Origin of the sequence: Phenylobacterium glaciei (assembly GCF_016772415.1) — a bacterium.
Taxonomy (GTDB): domain Bacteria; phylum Pseudomonadota; class Alphaproteobacteria; order Caulobacterales; family Caulobacteraceae; genus Phenylobacterium; species Phenylobacterium glaciei.
In genome coordinates this window covers 2272238-2291754 of the sequence record NZ_JAGSGD010000001.1, presented here as the reverse complement: position 1 = coordinate 2291754, position 19517 = coordinate 2272238, and the positions used below count along the sequence as shown (strand labels likewise).

The window sequence follows — 19517 nt, the reverse complement described above, 5'->3', positions numbered from 1 at the left end:
AGGTTGGCGCCATGAGTCCCTCGGTGCTGTCCCTCTCCGCCCTGCGCAAATCTGTTCCCGGCGGACGGGTGCTGTTTACGGGGCTGAACCTGGAGGTCGCGCCGGGTGAAATCGTCGCCATCATGGGCGAGTCCGGGGTGGGCAAGTCCACCCTGCTGAACCTCATCGCCGGACTGGACCAGGCCGACAGCGGCGGCGTGGCCATCGACGGCGTGGCGCTGGAGACCCTGGACGACGATGGGCGCACGCGGATGCGTCGTGATCGGATCGGTTTCGTCTTCCAGGCCTTCCACATCCTGCCGCACCTGACCCTGGCCCAGAACGTCGCCCTGCCCCTGGTGCTGCAAAATCTCGACGGCGCGGAGGCCACGGCGAGGGCGACCACGATCCTGGACTCCATCGGCCTCCCGGGCCGCGCCGGTGACCGGCCCTCGCAGCTGTCTGGCGGCGAACTTCAGCGGGTCGCCTTGGCCCGCGCCCTGGTGCACCGCCCTGCCCTGGTCCTGGCCGACGAGCCCACCGGAAATCTCGATCCGGAGACGGCGGCGCGGATTCTTGACCTGTTCGTGGCCGAGGTGCGCAGTTCAGGCGCGGCGGCGATCCTGGTGACCCATTCCGAGCGCGCCGCCGCCGTGGCCGACCGCACCCTGAACCTGACCCGCGACGGCTTGGTCCATGTCGGCTAAACGCCGGCCCCTTAGCCGCACGGCGCTGACCTGGATGATGGTCGGGGAGTGGCGGGCCCATCCCGGCCGGGTGGTGACCGCGGCCCTGGCCATCGCCATCGGCGTGGCCCTGGGCTTCGCGGTCCACCTGATCAACGGCTCGGCCCAGAACGAACTGGCCCAGGCGGTGCGCACGGTGAACGCCGACGCCGACCTGCAGGTCCATTCCACCACGCCTCTAGGGTTCAACGAGACGCTCTATCCGGCGCTTGCACGGGCGCCCGGCATCGCGGCGGCGAGCCCGGTCGTGGAGCTGTCGGGGCGGTTCGGGACCGGACCTTCGCGATCGCTAGAAGGCGGCGGCCTGACCGTGTTGGGGATCGACCCCCTGCGGGCCGCGGCAGTGACCCCGACCCTGCTGGGCGGCGGCGCGGCGCCACCAACCGAGAGCGCGGGCGGCTTCGTCCCCGAAGGCCTGTTTGATCCCCGCGCCATCGTACTGTCCCCGGCGGCGCTCGCGGCCAGTGGTCGCAAGGTAGGCGAGGCTGTCACCATCACGGCGGCTGGGCGCAACGTGGACTTCGTGGTGGCCGGCGTGCTGTCGGGCGCGGCGTCGGAGCGGCAGGTGGCAGTGCTGGATATCGCCACCGCCCAATGGCTGTTCGGCAGCCTGGGCCGCCTGCAGCGGATCGACCTGAAGTTCGCCCCCGGGGTCAATCCGGCCACGGTCGAGGCGGCCCTGCGCGCGCGCCTGCCGGCCGACGCCCAGATCGTCACGGCCCAGTCGGAGGCCAGGCGCGGCGACAACCTCACCAAGGCCTACCGGGTCAATCTGGAGATGCTGGCCATGATGGCCCTGCTGACCGGCGGCTTCCTGGTCTATTCGGCCCAGTCGCTGTCGGTGGCCCGGCGGCGCCCGCAATTCGCCCTGCTCCGCGTTCTGGGCCTTGAGCGGCGCGGCCTGCTGGCCCAGGTCTTCGTAGAGGGCGCGCTGGTGGGCGGGATCGGCGCGGTGCTCGGCCTGGCGCTCGGCCTCGGCGTGGCCTTCGGGACCCTGCGCTTCCTGGGCGGCGACCTCGGCGGCGGCTATTTCCGCGGCACGACTCCTGACCTTGCCGTCACCCCCCTGCCCGTCCTGGTGTTCTTCGGTCTTGGCCTGGTGGCCGCCCTGGTTGGCAGCCTGCTTCCGGCTCTTGAGGCGGCCCGCGCCCAGCCCGGGATCGCGCTCAAGGACCTTGGCGACAAGAACGATCCCAACGCCCGACCCACGCCTTGGTGGGGGCTCGGCCTGCTGGGAGCCGGTGGTGCTGCGGCATTCCTGCCGGCGGTCTGGGGTCTGCCGCTGTTCGGCTATCTCTCCATCGGCCTGATGCTGGCCGGCGGCGTGGCGGCCATGCCGTGGCTGGCCCGTCTGCTGCTCTCACCGCTGCAGGGGATGGGCCGCAGGAACGTCTCCGTCGACTTGGCCATCAAGCGCCTGTGGGGCGCGCCCGCCCAGGCTGCGGTGGCGCTGTGCGGCATCGTGGCCAGCACCAGCCTGATGGTGGCCATGGCGGTGATGGTGGCCAGCCTGCGCGGGTCGGTGGACGACTGGCTGACCGAGATCCTGCCCTCGGACCTGCTGTTCCGGGTGGAGAGCGGGGGCTTTGACGCCCAGACCCGGGCCCGGATCGCCCAGGCGCCCGGAGTTGGCGCCATCCTGTTCCAGAAGACCCTGCCCTTGCGGCTCTCGGCCGACATGCCGCCCCTGGTGCTGCTGGTGCGGCCGGTGGATCGCGCCAGGCCGGAGGCCAACCTGCCGATGATCGGACGCAACGTGACCGCGCCGGCCGGCATGACGCCGGTCTGGCTGTCGGAGCCCGCCGCCCGGCTCTATGGCCACCAGGTCGGTGAGCGGATGGTGCTGCCGCTGGGCGGCGGCAATCCCCAGGTCTTCGTGGCCGGGATCTGGCGCGACTATGCCCGCCAGGCCGGGGCCATCGCCATCGACCAGGCCGACTACACGCGCCTGACCGGAGATGATCTGCGCTCCGAAGCGTCCCTGGATCTCAAGCCGGGCGCCACCCCCGCCAGCGCGGGCAAGGCCATCCGCGCCGCCCTGCCACCGGCCCAGGCGGCTCAGGTGCAGTTCTTCCAGACCAGCCAGATGCGGGCCATCGCGCTGCGGCTGTTCGATTCCAGCTTCGCCCTGACCTACGCCCTGGAGGCCATCGCCATCGTGGTGGGGCTGGCCGGGGTGGCCGCGACCTTCTCAGCCCAGACTCTGGCCCGGACCAAGGAGTTCGGGATGCTGCGCCACGTTGGCGTCCTGCGCCGTCAGATCATCCTGATGTTGGCCACCGAGGGCGCCTTGCTGGGCGCGGTAGGCGTGGTCGCGGGGCTCGGCCTTGGCCTGGCCATGAGCCAGGTGCTGATCCACGTCGTGAACCCGCAGTCCTTCCACTGGACCATGGAGACGCGACTGCCGCTCGGCCTGTTCGCCAGCCTGACAGTGGCCCTGGTGGCGGCCGGTGCGGGAACCGCGGTGCTGGCGGGGCGCCGTGCTCTGTCAGCCGACGCCGTCCGCGCCGTTCGGGAGGATTGGTGATGGGCCGCGCCCTCAAGCTCGCCAGTCTGGCCTTGCTGGCCTGGCTGCTCACCGCCGCCGCGCCCGACAAGCCGGTCCCGCCCGTCTTCCCCGAGGTCCGCGCGGGCACGCCGCTGAGCTTCCCCGCCGATCACGGCGCCCACCCCGATTACCGGACCGAGTGGTGGTACGTCACCGGCTGGCTGAAGGCTGAGGACGGTCGCGATCTGGGCTTCCAGCTCACCTTTTTCCGGAGCCGCCTGGCGGTCGACCAGCGCAATCCCAGCGCCTTCGCCCCCAAGCAGATCCTGTTCGCCCACGCCGGGTTGTCGGACCCCAAGGTCGGGCGTCTGCTCCACGACGGTCGGATCGCGCGACAAGGGTTGGGACTGGCGGAGGCCGCCACAGGCGACGCCGACCTCGTCATCGACGACTGGCGCCTCAAACGCGGGGCCGACGGTCGGTTCCTGGCCAAGGCCGCCGGCGCCGACTTCACCCTGGACCTCGCCTTCGCCCCCAGCCAGCCAGTGCTGTTGCAGGGGGATCGGGGCTTCAGCCGCAAGGGCCCCCTGCCCGTCCAGGCCAGCCACTATTACAGCGTCCCGCACCTGAAGGTTTCGGGGACGGTGCTGCAGGGCCGCAAGCGGGTGAAGGTGACCGGCGAGGCCTGGCTGGACCACGAATGGTCCTCGACCCTGCTGGATCCCAAGGCGGTCGGCTGGGACTGGGTGGGGCTGAACCTGGATGACGGCGGCGCGCTGACCGCCTTCCGAGTGAGGGACGCAGGCGGAAACGCGATCTGGTCCGGCGGCTCCCTGCGCGCGCCCGACGGGACAACCGCGCATCTGGGGCCAAACGATGTGCGCTTCACCACGGAGCGCATCTGGCGCTCGCCCCGCACCGGAGGACGCTATCCGGTACAGCGCGAACTGATCGTGCGCACGCCCGCCGGCGAGCGACGCTGGCGGCTGACCCCGCTGTTCGACGACCAGGAACTGGACAGCCGGCGAACGGGTGGGCCGGTCTATTGGGAGGGCGCGGTCCGCGCGCCTGGGGCCCGCGGCTACCTGGAGCTCACAGGCTACGTGTCGCCCCTGAAGATGTGAGAAGAACGCTGTTCCCCAACAGACTTTCGGCGCCTGGGTTTTAACCACAATCCAACAATAGCTTGCGTTTGCGAGATATTCGTGGGACATCCGCCTCATCGAATTTCGACTGGCGCGGCTCGCGATTTCGGCTCACCCCTGGTGAGGCCCCGAAGTTACCCTCCCTACCATCATGAACTTTGATTCTGCGGCGGCGCTTTGTCAGCCGAATACACTATTGCTAGGACTAAACGACTATGGCTACCGGTACTGTTAAGTGGTTCAACGCGACCAAGGGCTTCGGTTTCATCGAGCCTGAAAATGGCGGCGGCGACGTGTTCGTCCACATTTCGGCTGTTGAACGTTCGACCCTGGGCTCGATCCACGAAGGTCAAAAGCTCAACTACGAACTCGAGCGCGATCAGCGCAGCGGCAAGATGTCCGCTGGGCAACTGACTGCGGCTTAAGACGAACCGGACGTCCGCAAGCGCGGAGTCCTGAACGTCCAGACGGGCCGGCCTCGCGCCGGCCCGTTTTCGTTTTGTCTGTCTGTTTTACGACAGACCCATGAAAGACCCCCGGCGGGCCGGGTTCGTGCTATGGTTCAGGCCGCTCCCTAGAGCCCTGCCGGCGCGCCGCCCACCCCGCCGACCTGCCCGACGCGTCCCACCTCGCTGGGATCCCTTGGGGAAGAAAGGCGAATGATGCTCAAGTCCTACAAGGTCGCAGCCAACAGCACCCGCGGCCCCACCATCGAAGACCTCCGAGCCGCCGTGGCCAAGGCCGAAGCCGATGGCGTGTCGCGTGACACCATGCTGCTCCGCCTGACCTTCCGGGACGAATCGCTGATCAAGCGCAGTCCGGAAGTCGGCCTCGACGAGGTCAGCTTCATCGACGGCGAAATGCGTTTCGTCGGCGTTCGCGTGAAGGTGGGCAACATCCCCCTCAGCCTGTTGGACGTTGACCCGCAGCCCGATCCCGAGCCGGAACCCGCGCCCGTGAAGGTCAAGAAGACCCGCGCCAAGGCCAAGCCGAAGGTCGCCGCCGAAGCTCCCGCCGTTTAGGGCGCAAGCTTCGCCACAGTAAGGCCACGCTTGGGCGTCTCCATGGCGCCTGGGCGGCCGACTCCCCATATCCGCCTGACACCGCTTCACTCTCCGGAGCCTTCTCATGCGCCTGATCCTGCTCTCCTCCCTCGCCGCCCTGGCCGCGGGCTCGGCCACGGCCGCGCCGCTCTCAACCGTGGGCAGCGTGGAGGTCACCATCGCCCCCGAGCTTCAGAAGAAGGCCGAGAAGGACCTCGGCGTGAAGGATGTCGACCGTCTGGCAACCGAGCTGCGCAAGGACGTGACCCGCGAGCTGGAACGCACCGGCGTCATGGCGGGCGGCCGGCTGGAACTGGTGCTCACCGACGTGCGGCCCAACCGGCCCACCTTCCGCCAGCTGGGGAACAAGCCCGGCCTGTCCTATGAAAGCTTCGGCATCGGCGGCGCCACCATCGACGGCCAAGCCGTGTCGGTGACCGGCGAGATCACGCCGATCCACTTCCAGTGGTACGAGAGCGACATCGGCGAGGCCTGGACCAAGTCCACCTGGTCGGACGCCAGCTACGCCTTCAACCGCTTCGCCTACGGCTACGGCCGCGGCGAATCCTACGCCGCGCGCTGAGCCGCCATCGGACCTGCCCGCTGCGGTCAGGCCTGTGAGTTCGCCAGCTTGGGTCTCCGAACCCGCCGCCCCCGCCGCCCCCGCTGACGATCGCTGACCTGCGTGTCGCCGACCACCTGGCGGCATGGCTGGGGACGCGGAATCAGGCTTGTCTCCCCGCGCCGCCCAAGGTCAGATCGGCGCGCCGACGGCGGCGTATCCCCCGGCGGGTTCAAGGATTTTCTGTAGATGGCCCCGGCCGAACGACGCTCGAACTGGATCCTGGCGGCGCTGGCCGCGCCCTGCCTGCCGCTGGCCGGACTAGGTCTGCCCCTGGTGGTCTATCTGCCGGAATTCTACGCCAGCGATCTGGGCCTCAGTCTCTCCGTCGTCGGCGCGGCGTTTGGGGCCGTGCGCCTCATCGACATGGCCTTTGACCCGTTCATTGGCGGGGTCATGGACAAAACCCGCTCGCGGTTCGGGCGGTTCAAGCTGTGGTTCGCCATCAGCGCGCCGATCCTGATGCTGGCGGCCTATATGCTGTTCATGGCCAAGCCGGGAGTCAGCGGCCTCTATCTGTGGTTCTGGCTGTTGGTGGTCTATGGCGGTTTTTCAATCGCCTCCCTGTCGCAGCTGGCCTGGGGTGCGGTCCTCAGCCCGCACTATGATCAGAGATCCCGGATCTATGGCTGGTGGCAGGCCGGCAATGTGGTGGGCATCATCCTGGTCCTGACCCTGCCGGCCCTGCTGCCCTTGGTCGGGATCAAGGGGCATGGCGTCGGCGTGGCGGCCATGGGCTGGTTCGTCGTCCTGCTGATGCCGCTGGCTGTGAGCCTGGCGCTGTGGAAGGTGCCCGAGCCTACGATCACCACCCCGCCCAGGCGCGCGGGGATCAACGAGTATGTCGCCCTGTTGAAGCGTCCCTCGGTCGTGCGCCTGCTGGCCGCCGACTTCGTGATCGGTACGGGGCCGGCCATCACCGGGGCGCTGTTCTTCTTCTATTTCGAGCGCGTAAAGGACTTCGACAAGGGAGTCGCCAGCCTGTTGCTGCTGATCTATTTCGTCGGCGGCCTGGTGGGCGCGCCGGTCTGGACCTGGCTGGCCTACAGGATCGGCAAGCACAGGGCGCTGGCTTTCTCCAGCGTCGTCTACGCGGCTATGACCATGGCCATCCTGCTAGTGCCGCCGGGCAATTTCGCCATCGCCGCCCTGCTGATGTTCCTGATCGGCGTGCCCTATGCGGCCGGCGCCTTCCTGCTGCGGGCAATGATGGCCGACGTCGGCGACGAGGAGCGGCTGGAGAGCGGCGGCGACCGCATGGCCCTGCTCTACGCCCTGCTGTCGGGCACAGTGAAGATCGGCTCGGCGGCGGCGGTGTTCTTCACCTTCCCAGCCCTGGAGCTGATGGGCTTCGATCCCAAGGCCACCGGAGTCGCCACGGGTCTTGGCGGATTGTCGGTCATCTTCACTGTCGTGCCGGCGGGTCTGGCTCTCATCGGGGCCTGGATCATCATCACCTTCCCGCTCACCGCCGAGCTGCATGCGGCGATCCGCGACGCCTTGCACGCGCGCGACCAGGCCGAGGAAGCCCATGGCTGACGCCGAATCCCGCCCCATCGATCGGCTGTTGGCGATCATGGCCCGGCTGCGCGATCCCGAAGGCGGCTGCGAATGGGACCTTGAGCAGACCTTCGCCACCATCGCCCCCTATACGGTGGAGGAGGCCTATGAGGTAGCCGACGCCATCGAGCGCCATGATCTGACCGATCTGCGCGACGAGTTGGGGGACCTGCTGTTCCAGGTGGTCTTCCATTCGCGCATGGCGCAGGAGCAAGGCGCCTTTGCTTTCGACGACGTGGCTGACGCCATCTCCGAGAAGATGATCCGCCGCCATCCGCACGTCTTCGGCGCCGAGGCCCAGCGCACCAGCGCCGAGCAGACCCAGGCCTGGGAAGTGATCAAGGCGCAGGAGCGCGCTGGCAAGGGCCGCAACGAGAGCCTTCTCGACGACGTCCCCTCCGGCCTACCGGCCCTCACCCGCGCCGTGAAGCTGTCGCGCCGGGCGGCCACGGTCGGATTCGTCTGGCCCACCATCGGCGAGGTGGTGGCCAAGCTGGATGAAGAGGTCGCCGAACTGAAGGTCGAGATCGCCGCCGATGACCGGGCTAAGGCGCGGGCTGAACTGGGTGACGTGCTGTTCGTGGTGGCCAATATCGCCCGCACCCTGGACATCGATCCGGAGGACGCGCTGCGCGCCACCAACGCCAAGTTCGCCCGACGCTTCCGTCACATCGAGACCGTGCTGAAGGCGCGGGGCAAGACGCCCGATCAGTCGGACCTCGCGGAGATGGATGCGCTATGGGATGCGGCAAAGGCTGCTGAGAAATCCGCCGCCGAATGAGCACCGACCCCGACACCTGGGATGGCTTGGCCACCGCGCAAGCCAATCCGAACTTCCATCCGGCGATCGAACTTGAGGCGAGACTGGCGCGGGACGCCTATCATCGCCTGCCGGAGGGACACCGCTGGCTGCTTGGCGATCGCGGCCGGTTCAACATGGGACTGACCGCCCTGCTGCTGGCGGCAGGCGGCATGCTGACGGCGCATGGCCTCAGCCAGGTTTGCAAGGCTCGCGACATCGGCAGCCCGGGACGGGCGCTGAAATATGTCGAGCATCTGCTGCGCTACGGCCTGGTGAGCACCGAACCCGCTGAGGGTCGCTGGACGACCCACAGGCTGATCCTGGGGCCGCTCCTCATCAGCCACTACCGCGCCCGGTTCCGGGCCATGCTCGAAGGCATGCTGATCTTCGATCCCATCGCGCAGGCGGCGCTGGACCTGATCGACACCGACGAGTTCCTGCCGCTCTGCATCACCTTGGCCGGCGCCAATGGCGACAATTCGGCCTTGGCCCGCCGGGTCTATGCGCAAGGCGTCGGCCTGTTCCTGGAACGGGACTGCGGCATGCTGATGCTGCTGGACCTGATGCTGGCCCAGCCGGCCGATCGCTCGCGGTTGTTGGAACGGGCGCCGCTGTCCCGATACGGCCTGGCCCGCGACTACGGCGTCTCCCGCGCGCACATCAACAAGCTGCTGGCCGATGCGGCCGCCGCGGACTTGCTGAGCCTGGTGGACGACGGCGCCGCCGTGGTCTTCTCGCCCCATCTGTCCGAGGTGCTGGAACTTCACAACGCGGCGATCTTCCACGGTCTGCGGACCGGCATCGCGCAATATCTGGCGAGCCGGCCCGCATTGCGAAACTAACCCCCCCGGGTCAGCGCCGCAGACCACTCTGGAGCGAGTGATGCCGTGAACGGAGCAGAACCGAGACTAAGTCTCGGAACTCTCGGACTATTCTGCTCTCGCGCAGCTTGGTCAATTCTGTAGAAAAATGAGAGGTCAGGCGCCGAAGGCGCTTAGAGCGCGCCCGCCAGGATCAGCACGGCCCACAGGGCTGGGGTCCAGAGAAGCGGCCAGATCGCCCCGTCCGCCCGGCGCGCGAACGCCACCCAGGCCAGCAGCGGGCAGATCAGAAGGGCGAACGGCAGGGTGTTACCGGTCAGCGTCACGATCAGCTGACGATGATCCATGATCTCTTCGGGCGGAACCCGGGTGATCGACACCCAGGCCGCCGCCAGGGCGAGCACCACCTCAAGAACGCACATCAAGATCAGGTCGCCCGGCGTACGGCGGCGGCCGGGCTGGATGGGGATGTAGTCCACGCAAACGCTCCGGCGTCAGGCCCGCAGTCGAGCCTGCGGGAAGAGTTGTTCGAACTGGCCCAGGGCCTGGGCGCTCAACTTCACCGCAAGGCGCGTGCCACCGTCGTCCTGGGTTTCCCGTTCGAGCACCCGGCCGTGGCGGTAGAGCCAGGCGACGGCCGCGCCCTGGGCCGCCGTCGCGGTGATCTCGACGGCCGGCGCCTCGTCCACCATCTCGGCGACCATCGCCAGCAACTCGTCGCAGCCTTCGCCGGTGACGGCCGAGACGGTGATCGCCGGAGGGTTGGCGCGGCGGGCGTCACCGATCACCCGGTCGCGGGCCTCGGCGTCCACCATGTCGAGCTTGTTCCAGACCTCAATCAGCCGGCGCTCCTCGATCTCCACTCCCAGGCGCGACAGCACGGTGCGGACGTCCTGAGCCTGGGCGTCGGTCTCGTCACTGGAGATGTCGCGGACGTGCAGGATGACGTCAGCTTCCTTGACCTCTTCAAGCGTGGCGCGGAACGCCTCCACCAGCTCGTGCGGGAGCTCGGAGATAAAGCCGACGGTGTCCGACAGGATGGCTGGCCGACCGTCGGGCAGGTCCAGCATCCGGATGGTCGGGTCCAGGGTGGCGAACAGCATATCCTCGGCCACCACCTCGGCCTTGGTGAGGCGGTTGAACAGGGTCGACTTGCCGGCGTTGGTGTAGCCGACGAGGGCGACGGCCGGATACGGATGCCGTTGCCGCGCGCCGCGCTGCAGATCGCGCGTCCGGCGGACCTCCAGCAGGTCCTTCTTCAGCTTGACGATCTTGTCGGCGATCAGCCGGCGGTCGGTCTCGATCTGGGTTTCCCCCGGACCGCCCATGACGCCAGCCCCGCCGCGTTGCCGCTCCAGGTGGGTCCAGGTGCGGACCAGGCGCGACTTCTCGTAGGAAAGCCGCGCCAGTTCGACCTGCAGGCGGCCTTCCTTGGTCCGCGCCCGGCGGGCGAAGATCTCCAGGATCAGGCCGGTTCGGTCGATGACCTTGACCTTCCAGAGCTTCTCCAGATTGCGCTGCTGCACCGGACTCAGCTGATCATCGACGACCGCCACGTCAGCCTCGGCGGCCTCGATGATCTTGCCGATCTCCTCGACCTTGCCCTTGCCGAACAGGGTCGCGGGCACGCGTTTTCGCAACGGCGCGATGAAGGCGTCGTTGATCACGAGGTCGAGGGCCAGGGCAAGCCCGATAGCCTCCTCCAGCCGCCCTTCGGCGCTTCGGGACTGGCCCCGTTCGTCACGCACGGGGTGGATGACGATGGCCCCCTGAGGGGGGACTTCGCGATCTATGAGTTTAGAGCTCAATCGGCCTCATCTTCCGCCGGTTCGTACAGCTGCACGGGCTGGGCCGGCATGATGGTCGAGATGGCGTGCTTGTAGACCAGTTGCGACTGGCCATCACGGCGGAGAAGCACGCAGAAATTATCGAACCAGCTGACCACGCCCTGCAGCTTCACGCCGTTCACCAGGAAGATCGTCAGCGGCGTCTTCGACTTGCGCACGCTGTTCAGGAACGTGTCCTGCAGGTTTTGTTTCTTTTCGTTCGACATGGCTTTTCGCCCTTTTTTCTAAATCGGCGACCGCAAACCGGCCGCCACACACAAGTTGGACGCTAGACCGCTCTTCATGACCTGCGCAATCGCGCCGTTCTCTTCAGATCGCAGTTGCTCTCGCCCGCTCGATATAGAGGCTTCGCAGCTTCATCGCCACCGGTCCGACGGTTCCGTCCCCGACCGGATGCCCATCGACGGCCACCACGGGCAGGACCAGGGCCCCCGCACCCGTGATGAAGGCCTCCCTGGCCGCGCGGGCCTCGTCGGGGGTGAAGGGGCGCTCGTCCACCGTCATCCCCTGCTCCTTGAGGATCTCTAGCAGGCTGTAGCGGGTGACGCCGCGCAGAATGTTGGCGTTGGTGGCCCGGGTGCGCACCGTGCCATCGGCGTCGATGATCCAGGCGTTGGAGGAGGCGCCCTCGGTCACCAGGCCCATCTCGTCGACAAACCAGGCTTCGGCCGCGCCGCGCTCCTTGGCGGCCTGCTTGGCCATGGCGTTGGGCAGCAGGCCGACGGTCTTGATGTCGCAGCGGCCCCAGCGGTTCTCCGGAGTGGTGATCACCGAAACGCCCTTCGCGGCCTTGGCCTCGGTGGCGACGCGGTCGATGGCCTTGACCGTGATGACGATGCTGGGCGGGGTGTCGGGATGGGGAAAGGCATGGTCGCGGGGGGCGACGCCCCGGCCGACCTGCAGATAGACCAGCCCCTCGCGGACGCGGTTCTGACGCACCGTCTCCTTCAGCACCATGGTCAGGGCGGCCCGGCTCATGGGCATGGCGATTTTCAGCTCGGAGAGACTGCGCTCCAGCCGCGCGAAGTGCCCCTCCGGATCGGCCAGCTTGCCGTCGAACAGCGACCAGACCTCATAGATCGCGTCGGCCAGCTGATAGCCCCGGTCCTCGATGTGGACCACGGCCTGGTCGTGACGCGAGAAGCGTCGGTTCACATAGGCGATGCGGCCCATCAGGCGTCCTCTTCTTCCACGGGGCGGGCGCCCGACAAGCCCAGCGACTTCAGCTTACGGTGCAGGGCCGAGCGCTCCATGCCAATAAAGGCCGCCGTGCGGGAGATATTGCCCGAGAAGCGCAGCATCTGGGCGTTCAGGTACTCCCGCTCGAACACCTCGCGAGCTTCGCGCAGCGGCAGGGCGATGATCCGGTCTGCCCCCAGCGACGAGCCCTGGTCCGATGGCGAGGAATCGCCCGGCAACATGTCGGCGCTGATCGCCTCACTGGGATCACCCGAGGCCAGGATAAGCATGCGCTCGATGTTGTTGCGCAGCTGGCGCAGGTTCCCGGGCCAGGCCTTCACCTGCAGGGTCGCCAGGGCGTCGTCGGCCAGGCGCCGCCGGGCCATTCCGGTGGCGTCGCAGATGCGCTGGATGAAGTACTCCACGAGCTCGGGGATATCCTCACGATGCTCGGCCAGGCCCGGCACGATCACCGGCACCACGTTGAGGCGATGGAACAGGTCCTCGCGGAACCGCCCGCCGGCAATCTCCTCGCGCAGGTCCCGCGAGGTGGAAGACACCACGCGGACATCCACCTGGACGTCGCTGTCGCCGCCCACGCGGCGGAACCGCTGCTCCACCAGGACCCGCAGGATGCGGCTCTGAGTCTCGAAGGGCATGTCGGCCACTTCGTCCAGATAGAGGGTGCCGCCGTGGGCGCGTTCAAAGACGCCGATCTTGGCGGGGCGGCCGGTCTCGGCCTCTTCCCCGAACAGTTCGAGGTCCATGCGTTCCGGCGTCATGCCTGCCGCGCTGATCACCACGAACTCCGCCTTGGCCCGAGCGCTGGCGGAGTGGATCATCCGCGCCACGGTTTCCTTGCCCGCACCGGGCGGACCGGCGATCAGCACCCGGCTGTTGGCGCCGGCCAGCTTGGGGATGAGGCTGCGCAGCTGCTGGGTGGCCATGGACTTGCCCACCAGGCCGTCGGGCATGATGGCCTGGGTGCGTAGCCGGCGGTTTTCCCGCTTCAGGCTGGTGGCCTCCAGGGCGCGCTCGACGGTCAGCAGCAGCTTGTCGGACTTGAAGGGCTTTTCCAGGAACTCATAGGCCCCGCGCTTGATGGCGCTGACCGCGGTCTCGATGTTGCCGTGGCCGGAGATCATGATCACCGGAATATCGGCGTCGAGCGTGCGGAGCATGTCCAGCAGCTCCAGCCCGTCCATGCCGCCGCCCTGCATCCAGATGTCGAGGATCAGCAGGGCCGGCTTGCGGGCCCGAATGGCGGCGAGCGCCGTCTCGGAGTCGTTGGCTGTGCGCACGGCATAGCCCTCGTCCGACAGGATGCCGGCCACGAGTTCGCGGATATCCGCCTCGTCGTCCACAACCAGAACATCAGCCGCCATTGGTCACCTCTAGTCCGTGATCGTCGGTGACGCCGGGGGTAATCACCCGCGCCGCCGTCGGTAGTTTCAAGAGAACGCGAGCGCCCTTGCCGCGCGTCGCATCGGTCAGAATCAGTTCGCCGCCGTGGTCCTCCAGGATCCGTTTGACGATGGCCAGACCAAGGCCTGTCCCCTTCTCGCGGGTCGTCACATAGGGTTCGGTCAGCCGGTCTCGGTCCTTGTCTGGGAGCCCGACGCCGTTGTCCTCGATGCTTATGCAAACCCCGGACCGGTCTGAGGTCAGTTCGGCGATGATCTTCCCCTGGGGTTCCGGCGTGTCGGCGACCCGGGCGGCCACCGCCTCGGCGGCGTTCTTCAGGATGTTGGTCAGGCCCTGGGCCAGCATGCGGCCATCGGCCAGCAGCACCGTGGGCGGCAGGGGCTCCAGCAGTTCGATGTCGATGTCGGGGCTCGCCACCCTCTGCGCGAAGACCCCGGCGCGCAACAGCTCCACCAGGTCCTGCTCGGCGAACTTGGGCGCCGGCATGCGGGCGAAGGCGGAGAACTCGTCCACCATCCGGCCGATGTCCCCCACCTGCCGCACGATGGTGTCGGTGCAGCGATCGAAGATCTCCAGGTCTTCGGCTGGGACGCCCTTGCGGAACTTGCGTTGCAGGCGCTCGGCCGAGAGCTGGATCGGGGTCAGCGGGTTCTTGATCTCGTGGGCGATGCGGCGGGCGACGTCCCGCCAGGCGGCGTTCCGCTGCGCCGAGACCAGGCGGGTGATATCGTCGAAGGTCAGCACCAGACCGCTTTCGCTGCGGCTGGCGCGGACCCGCAGGCGGCGGGTCTCCCGGTCGCGGTCGACGTCCACCTCTTCCTCGGCCTCGCCGGCTTTGCGGGCGTTCTCGGCGATCAGCACGAACTCCGGCGCGACATCGGCCAGCCGCTGTCCTCGCACCGGCGCGGCGCCCAGGCCCAGCAGCTCGGTGGCCTGGCGGTTGGCGGCCGAGACGCGGCCCTCGGAATCAAGGCCGATGACCCCGGCCGACACCTCGGCCAACACCGTCTCGATGAACTGGCGGTCCTGGTCAGCCTCATCGCGTGCCCGTTGGAGAGCCGCCTGTTGCGCCTGAAGATCATGCGTCATGCTGTTGAATGCGCGGGATAAAACCGCGATCTCATCAGGATCATTCTCAGCATCGACCCGCGCGGTCAGGTCGCCGCCAGCCACCCGGCCCGCGGCCTGCACCAAGCGTCCCACCGGGCCGGAGATCGCGTTGGCCGCGGCCATGCCCAGCCACACCGCACCCACCAGCACCAGCAGGGCGGTCTCCACGTAGGAGAGCGCGAACACCGTCTGGATACGCTGCCGGCTCTGGGCGGCCTCGCGATAGGAGACCAGGGAGGCGTCGGCGTCGGTCAGGTGGTTGATGATCCCCTTCTCCACCGGCCGGGCCACGTAGAGATAGGCGTCGGGATAGGCCGACAGCTTGAACACCGCCCGCATCAGATCGGCGGAATCGAAGGCCGGCACCGAGATGTCGCCCTCGTCGGCGGCCTTGAAGCTGCTCTCCGGCGGCGTGACATAGGCCGGCGCGTCGCCGGCCTCGGCGCGGGCCAGCACCCGGCCCTCGCGGTCGATCAGATAGGCGGCGGGGAAGGCGTGGTAGGAGGCCTGATAGGCCAGGAAATGGCTGAAGGTGATAGGGCTGGACTGCAGGGCCGGGGCGGCGCGGTTCAGATCGACCGCCATCAGGGTCACGTGGTCGCCGATATAGCGCTTCTGGTCCTCGACATAGGACCGGGCCACCGTCGCGGAGTTCTCCACCACGGTCTGGACGCGCTCGGAGAACCAGTTCTCGACCCCGCGGTTGACCAGCACGCCGTAGAACAGGGCCACGACGACGGCCGGCGCCACGGCGGCCAGGGCGAACAGCGCCACGAACCTCAGGTGCAGACGGGCGCCGGCGTCCATGGATCGGGCGTCCAGCAGGGCCACCAGTCGCGCGCCCATGATCCCGGCCAGGCACAGGATCAGCACCAGGTTGAAGCCCAGGATCGCCAGGATGTTCTTGCTGGCTGGGGCCAGCGGGCCGGTCTCCGGCGGCGAGGCGGCCAGCAGGATGGCGACCCCCGTCAGCAGCAGGGCCAGGGCGTAGCCGCCGCCGAGCACATAGCGTGACTGTATAGCCCGCCACAGCCGCGCGGCCGGCGCTCGAGGATTCTCGCCGTCGTGGGTCAGGGACGCCATAACCCGGTGACCCTAGGCGGAACTGTGCCCAGGACTCAACAGGTTGTTGCGGGAATGCTTCACATCCGCGTCAGGAGCGGAGGGTCAGCGGCGTCCTCGCGCCATTTCCACGCCCAGATCCTGGATCTTCTTGCGCAGGGTGTTGCGGTTCAGACCAAGGATCTCGGCGGCGCGGACCTGGTTGCCCCGGGTGGCCGTCAGGGTGAGCTGGATCAAGGGGCGCTCGATCTCCTCCAGCACCCGGTCATAGAGCCCCGCGGGCGGCAGGCCGTCCGGCTGCTCGGCGAAATAGCCGCCGAGGTGACGCTCGACCAGGGTCGCCAGGGTCACCGGACCCTCCTGCCCCTGGACCTGCGGCTGCTGGTCGGCCAACTCGCGCTCCACGATGCGGGCGCTGATCAGCTCCTCGGCATAGAGGGCGCAGATGCGGCGGATCAGGTTCTCCAGCTCGCGGACATTGCCCGGCCAGAAGTGCAGTTTCAGGCGCTCAAGCGCCGCGGCGTCGATGGTCTTGGACGGCAGGCCCTCGCGGTTGGCGCGCAGCAGGAAGGCCCGCGCCAGGTCCGGGATGTCCTCCACCCGGTCACGCAGCGGCGGCAGGCGCAGGGGCGCGACGTTGAGGCGGAAGAACAGATCCTCGCGGAACAGACCCTGCTGGATCAGGCCGCGCAGGTCGCGGTTGGTGGCGGCGATGATCCGCACATTGGGCCGGCGCCCGGTCTTGGGGTTCAGCGCCGGCTCGGAGCCATCGATGACGCGCAGCAGACGGGTCTGGGCGTCCAGCGGCATGTCGCCGATCTCGTCCAGGAACAGGGTGCCACCGTCGGCCTCCACCAACTTGCCGTGGTCGCCGTCCTCACGGCCGAACAGTTCGGTCTCGACCCGCTCGCGCGGCACGGCGGCCAGGTTGATGACCACGAACTTGCCGTCCTTGCGGCGGCCCATCTCGTGCAGGGCGCGGGCGACCAGCTCCTTGCCGGTGCCGGACTCGCCGAGGATCAGGACGGTGAGGTCCGCGCCCACCAGGCGGGCGATGGTGCGGTACACGTCCTGCATCGGACCCGAGCGGCCGATCAGCGGCAGGCGCTCGTCCCGCACGGCGCGGGCCTGGGCCTTGGAGGCCTCGTTGTCGGCCGGCTTGGCGAGCGCGCGGCGCGCGGCCGAGGTCATGTCGTCCAGGTCGAAGGGTTTGGAGATGTAGTCGAAGGCCCCGACCTCGGCGGCGCTCACCGCCGTCAGCAGGGTGTTCTGGGCGCTCATCACGATGACCGGCAGCTTGGGGCGGTCCTTGCGGATGCGCGGCAGCACGTCGAAGACGTTCTCGTCGGGCATCATCACGTCGGTGACGACCAGGTCCCCTTCCCCGTCTGACACCCACTTGAGCAGAGTCGTGGCGTTGCCGGTGGCGCGGACCTGATAGCCGAGACGGGTGAAGGCCTGGCTCAGCACCAGACGGATCGAGGAATCGTCGTCGGCGATCAGGATTTTCTTGTTAGCGTTGGCGGCGATCGCGTTCATGCCGAGATGTCCTCTTCGGATGCGATGGGGAGCAGCACGCGGAATGTCGTGCGGCCAGGCTCGGATTCGAAATCGATCAAGCCGCCGTGGCCGGACACGAGCTTGGAGACCAGGGCCAGGCCGAGGCCCGCCCCGTTGACCTTGGTGGTGACGAAGGGTTGGAACAGGCTTTCCCGCAGATGCGCCGGAATGCCGGGGCCATTGTCCTGGATGCGGATCTCCAGGGGCGCGCCGCGCAGGGCCTGACCCTTGGCGGCCCGCACCCGCACACCATGACGATAGGCGGTGTGGATGGTCACCTCGCCGCGATTGTCGCCCCGGCTGTGGGCGGCCTCCGAGGCGTTCTTCACCAGGTTCAGGAATATCTGGATCAACTGGTCCTCGTCGCCATAGGTGAGCGGCAGCGAGGGGTCGTAGAGGTCCTTCATCAACAGGCCGTCGGCGAAGCCGTTGACGGCGAGCGCCCGGACGCGGTCCAGCACCTGGTGGATATTGATGGGCGTGCAGACCGGCAGGGCGTCGTCGGAGAAGGCCTCCATGCGATCCACCAGCCGGCGGACCCGGTCGGTCTCGTCGACGATCAACTGGGCGAGCGGGGTGTCCTCGGCCTTGGCGCCGGCTTTCAGCAGCTGGGCCGCGCCGCGGATGCCCATCAGCGGGTTCTTGATCTCATGGGCCAGCATGCGGCCCAGGCCCACGATGGTGCGCAGGCCCGCGGCCTCCGCCCCGGTGCGCTCGCCGCCCAGGGCGCCGCCCTTGACGTGCAGGGTCAGCAGGACCGAACCGTCGCCCAGGGGCGCGGCCGCGCCGTCGGCCTCGAAGGACGGGTGGCCGAACAGGCTGATCTCAACCCCGCGCTCGCGGACCGGAGCGTCTTCCTCCAGAGCCCGGTTGAGCAGGGAGACCAGGGCCGAGCCCTCCGGCAGGGCCGCGCCGAAACGGCCCCGGGTCAGCAGGCTGAGCCCCTGGCCAAACAGCGCCTCGGCCGCCTCGTTCACCGCCACAAGGGCGCCATCGGCGTTGACCACCAGGGCGGGTTCGGGGGAAAGGTCGAAGGCTGCGGCCTTCAGGACGTCCAGGTTTACGCCGCTGTTCGCGGCCCTTGTTCGACTGTTCATGCCGCCAATCTCGCTTGAGGATCGCGCCAGAGCGCGATCAGGCCTTCCTCGACCAGGGCGGGATCCTCCAGGCGGCAAAGCGCGGAACGTGCGCTTTGCCTGGCCTCGACCTGCATGGGCCAAGGCGCGTTATCGACATAGGACGCCAGGTGCTTGCGGAAGATCCGCAAACCCAGGCGGTCGCCGTAGAAATTCAGGCTGTCCCGGAAATGCTCCAGGGCGATGCCCAGCCGGGCCTCGACGTCGGGTTCGACGAAGGTCCCGCCGTTGAGTTCGGTCTCGATCTGAGTGGCGACCCACGGCCGGCCATAGACGCCGCGCCCCACCATGACGCCGTCGGCGCCGGACTGGCGCAGGGCCTCGCGGGCGCTGACGCCGTCGACGATGTCGCCATTGACGATGACCGGGATGGAGACCGCGTCCTTGACCGCGCGGACGGCGGTCCAATCGGCGACGCCCTTGTAGAACTGGCTGCGGGTCCGGCCGTGGATGGTGACTGCCTTGGCGCCGCGCCGTTCCGCCATCGCGGCGATCTCCGGCGCATTCTTTGACGTGTCGTCCCAGCCCAGGCGCATCTTGACGGTGACCGGCACGTCGACGGCGTCGACCGTCGCGGCTATCAGGGCTTCGGCCAGGGCCGGCTCGCGCATCAAGGCCGAGCCGGACTGAGCGCCACCGGTGACCTCCTTGGCGGGGCAGCCGAAGTTGAGGTCGATGATCTGAGCGCCCGCCTGCGCCGCGAGGACGGCGCCTCTTGCCATGTGGACGGGATCGCGGCCGACCAGCTGGACGACCATCAAGGGAAGGCCTTCGCCCACCGCGGCGCGGCGCACGACATCGGGACGGCCCCTGGAGAACTCGGCGCAGGCGACCATCTCGGTCGCCACGTAAGCGGCGCCGAGCTTGCTTGCGGCTTTGCGGAACGGCAGGTCGGAAACGCCGGTCATGGGCGCGATCCACGCCCGGCCCAACACTTCGATATCCCCGACTGCGAGCTTGTTGCTCATTTTGTAATCAACCCCATCGCCGTC

18 protein-coding genes are annotated in these 19517 nt (G+C 68.3%); 9 read left to right on the top strand and 9 right to left on the bottom strand.

Annotated elements, in window-relative coordinates; all coding sequences use genetic code 11:
* The first annotated feature begins 11 nt into the window (after positions 1 to 11).
* From JKL49_RS11160 to JKL49_RS11120, 9 genes are all read left to right on the top strand, one after another.
* Positions 12 to 686 carry an ABC transporter ATP-binding protein gene (locus JKL49_RS11160; RefSeq protein ID WP_215340556.1) on the top strand — a complete coding sequence of 225 codons (675 nt, stop codon included), beginning with the start codon at positions 12 to 14 and terminating at the stop codon, positions 684 to 686.
* Positions 676 to 3252 (top strand): FtsX-like permease family protein, encoded by a 2577-nt coding sequence (locus tag JKL49_RS11155; RefSeq protein WP_215340554.1) that lies wholly within the window; start codon positions 676 to 678, stop codon positions 3250 to 3252. Before JKL49_RS11160 ends, JKL49_RS11155 begins: the two co-directional genes overlap by 11 nt.
* On the top strand, positions 3252 to 4337 hold the full coding sequence (locus tag JKL49_RS11150; RefSeq protein ID WP_215340552.1) for a lipocalin-like domain-containing protein: 1086 nt from the start codon (positions 3252 to 3254) through the stop codon (positions 4335 to 4337). The genes JKL49_RS11155 and JKL49_RS11150 overlap by 1 nt, the downstream gene beginning before the upstream one ends.
* 236 nt (positions 4338 to 4573) lie before the next feature.
* A complete protein-coding gene (locus tag JKL49_RS11145) occupies positions 4574 to 4783 on the top strand; it encodes a cold-shock protein (protein ID WP_215340550.1) in 210 nt (69 codons plus the stop codon).
* A 234-nt stretch (positions 4784 to 5017) separates the two neighbouring features.
* A complete protein-coding gene (locus tag JKL49_RS11140) occupies positions 5018 to 5380 on the top strand; it encodes a hypothetical protein (protein WP_215340549.1) in 363 nt (120 codons plus the stop codon).
* Between the two features lie 106 nt (positions 5381 to 5486).
* A complete protein-coding gene (locus tag JKL49_RS11135; RefSeq protein WP_215340547.1) occupies positions 5487 to 5984 on the top strand; it encodes a hypothetical protein in 498 nt (165 codons plus the stop codon).
* 228 nt (positions 5985 to 6212) lie between these two features.
* A complete protein-coding gene (locus JKL49_RS11130; protein ID WP_215340545.1) occupies positions 6213 to 7562 on the top strand; it encodes an MFS transporter in 1350 nt (449 codons plus the stop codon).
* Positions 7555 to 8364: a nucleoside triphosphate pyrophosphohydrolase gene (gene mazG / locus JKL49_RS11125; RefSeq protein ID WP_215340543.1), complete on the top strand. Its 810-nt coding sequence runs from the start codon at positions 7555 to 7557 to the stop codon at positions 8362 to 8364. Before JKL49_RS11130 ends, mazG begins: the two co-directional genes overlap by 8 nt.
* A complete protein-coding gene (locus tag JKL49_RS11120) occupies positions 8361 to 9227 on the top strand; it encodes a hypothetical protein (protein WP_215340535.1) in 867 nt (288 codons plus the stop codon). Before mazG ends, JKL49_RS11120 begins: the two co-directional genes overlap by 4 nt.
* 152 nt (positions 9228 to 9379) lie before the next feature.
* On the opposite strand, the gene JKL49_RS11115 is transcribed toward JKL49_RS11120, so the two are convergent.
* The 9 genes from JKL49_RS11115 to dusB form a co-directional block, all read right to left on the bottom strand.
* The gene (locus JKL49_RS11115; RefSeq protein ID WP_215340533.1) at positions 9380 to 9685 is read right to left on the bottom strand and encodes a hypothetical protein; all 306 of its coding nucleotides are present in this window, start codon (positions 9683 to 9685) and stop codon (positions 9380 to 9382) included.
* A gap of 15 nt (positions 9686 to 9700) precedes the next feature.
* Positions 9701 to 10954, bottom strand: a complete 1254-nt coding sequence (gene hflX / locus JKL49_RS11110; RefSeq protein WP_430700810.1) for a GTPase HflX — start codon at positions 10952 to 10954, stop codon at positions 9701 to 9703.
* Between the two features lie 56 nt (positions 10955 to 11010).
* Positions 11011 to 11259 carry an RNA chaperone Hfq gene (hfq, locus tag JKL49_RS11105; protein ID WP_215340521.1) on the bottom strand — a complete coding sequence of 83 codons (249 nt, stop codon included), beginning with the start codon at positions 11257 to 11259 and terminating at the stop codon, positions 11011 to 11013.
* 103 nt (positions 11260 to 11362) lie between these two features.
* The gene (locus JKL49_RS11100; protein WP_215340513.1) at positions 11363 to 12226 is read right to left on the bottom strand and encodes a D-amino-acid transaminase; all 864 of its coding nucleotides are present in this window, start codon (positions 12224 to 12226) and stop codon (positions 11363 to 11365) included.
* Positions 12226 to 13617, bottom strand: coding sequence for a nitrogen assimilation response regulator NtrX (ntrX, locus tag JKL49_RS11095; protein WP_215340512.1), 1392 nt, complete (start codon positions 13615 to 13617; stop codon positions 12226 to 12228). Before ntrX ends, JKL49_RS11100 begins: the two co-directional genes overlap by 1 nt.
* Positions 13607 to 15850, bottom strand: coding sequence for a sensor histidine kinase NtrY-like (locus JKL49_RS11090; RefSeq protein ID WP_215340511.1), 2244 nt, complete (start codon positions 15848 to 15850; stop codon positions 13607 to 13609). The genes ntrX and JKL49_RS11090 overlap by 11 nt, the downstream gene beginning before the upstream one ends.
* Positions 15851 to 15934: 84 nt before the next feature.
* Positions 15935 to 17368, bottom strand: a complete 1434-nt coding sequence (locus JKL49_RS11085) for a sigma 54-interacting transcriptional regulator (protein WP_215340510.1) — start codon at positions 17366 to 17368, stop codon at positions 15935 to 15937.
* On the bottom strand, positions 17365 to 18486 hold the full coding sequence (locus JKL49_RS11080) for a two-component system sensor histidine kinase NtrB (protein ID WP_215340509.1): 1122 nt from the start codon (positions 18484 to 18486) through the stop codon (positions 17365 to 17367). Before JKL49_RS11080 ends, JKL49_RS11085 begins: the two co-directional genes overlap by 4 nt.
* Entirely contained in the window at positions 18483 to 19493 is a 1011-nt protein-coding gene (dusB, locus tag JKL49_RS11075; protein WP_215340508.1) for a tRNA dihydrouridine synthase DusB, read from the bottom strand. The genes JKL49_RS11080 and dusB overlap by 4 nt, the downstream gene beginning before the upstream one ends.
* Positions 19494 to 19517 lie beyond the last annotated feature (24 nt).

Excerpts from the sequence above, each read along its gene's own strand:
- JKL49_RS11160 (WP_215340556.1), top strand. The coding sequence starts at position 12 with ATGAGTCCCTCGGTGCTGTCCCTCTCCGCCCTGCGCAAATCTGTTCCC.
- JKL49_RS11155 (WP_215340554.1), top strand. The coding sequence starts at position 676 with ATGTCGGCTAAACGCCGGCCCCTTAGCCGCACGGCGCTGACCTGGATG.
- JKL49_RS11150 (WP_215340552.1), top strand. The coding sequence starts at position 3,252 with ATGGGCCGCGCCCTCAAGCTCGCCAGTCTGGCCTTGCTGGCCTGGCTG.
- JKL49_RS11145 (WP_215340550.1), top strand. The coding sequence starts at position 4,574 with ATGGCTACCGGTACTGTTAAGTGGTTCAACGCGACCAAGGGCTTCGGT.
- JKL49_RS11140 (WP_215340549.1), top strand. The coding sequence starts at position 5,018 with ATGATGCTCAAGTCCTACAAGGTCGCAGCCAACAGCACCCGCGGCCCC.
- JKL49_RS11135 (WP_215340547.1), top strand. The coding sequence starts at position 5,487 with ATGCGCCTGATCCTGCTCTCCTCCCTCGCCGCCCTGGCCGCGGGCTCG.
- JKL49_RS11130 (WP_215340545.1), top strand. The coding sequence starts at position 6,213 with ATGGCCCCGGCCGAACGACGCTCGAACTGGATCCTGGCGGCGCTGGCC.
- mazG (WP_215340543.1), top strand. The coding sequence starts at position 7,555 with ATGGCTGACGCCGAATCCCGCCCCATCGATCGGCTGTTGGCGATCATG.
- JKL49_RS11120 (WP_215340535.1), top strand. The coding sequence starts at position 8,361 with ATGAGCACCGACCCCGACACCTGGGATGGCTTGGCCACCGCGCAAGCC.
- hfq (WP_215340521.1), bottom strand. The coding sequence starts at position 11,259 with ATGTCGAACGAAAAGAAACAAAACCTGCAGGACACGTTCCTGAACAGC.
- JKL49_RS11100 (WP_215340513.1), bottom strand. The coding sequence starts at position 12,226 with ATGGGCCGCATCGCCTATGTGAACCGACGCTTCTCGCGTCACGACCAG.
- ntrX (WP_215340512.1), bottom strand. The coding sequence starts at position 13,617 with ATGGCGGCTGATGTTCTGGTTGTGGACGACGAGGCGGATATCCGCGAA.
- JKL49_RS11090 (WP_215340511.1), bottom strand. The coding sequence starts at position 15,850 with ATGGCGTCCCTGACCCACGACGGCGAGAATCCTCGAGCGCCGGCCGCG.
- JKL49_RS11085 (WP_215340510.1), bottom strand. The coding sequence starts at position 17,368 with ATGAACGCGATCGCCGCCAACGCTAACAAGAAAATCCTGATCGCCGAC.
- JKL49_RS11080 (WP_215340509.1), bottom strand. The coding sequence starts at position 18,486 with ATGAACAGTCGAACAAGGGCCGCGAACAGCGGCGTAAACCTGGACGTC.
- dusB (WP_215340508.1), bottom strand. The coding sequence starts at position 19,493 with ATGAGCAACAAGCTCGCAGTCGGGGATATCGAAGTGTTGGGCCGGGCG.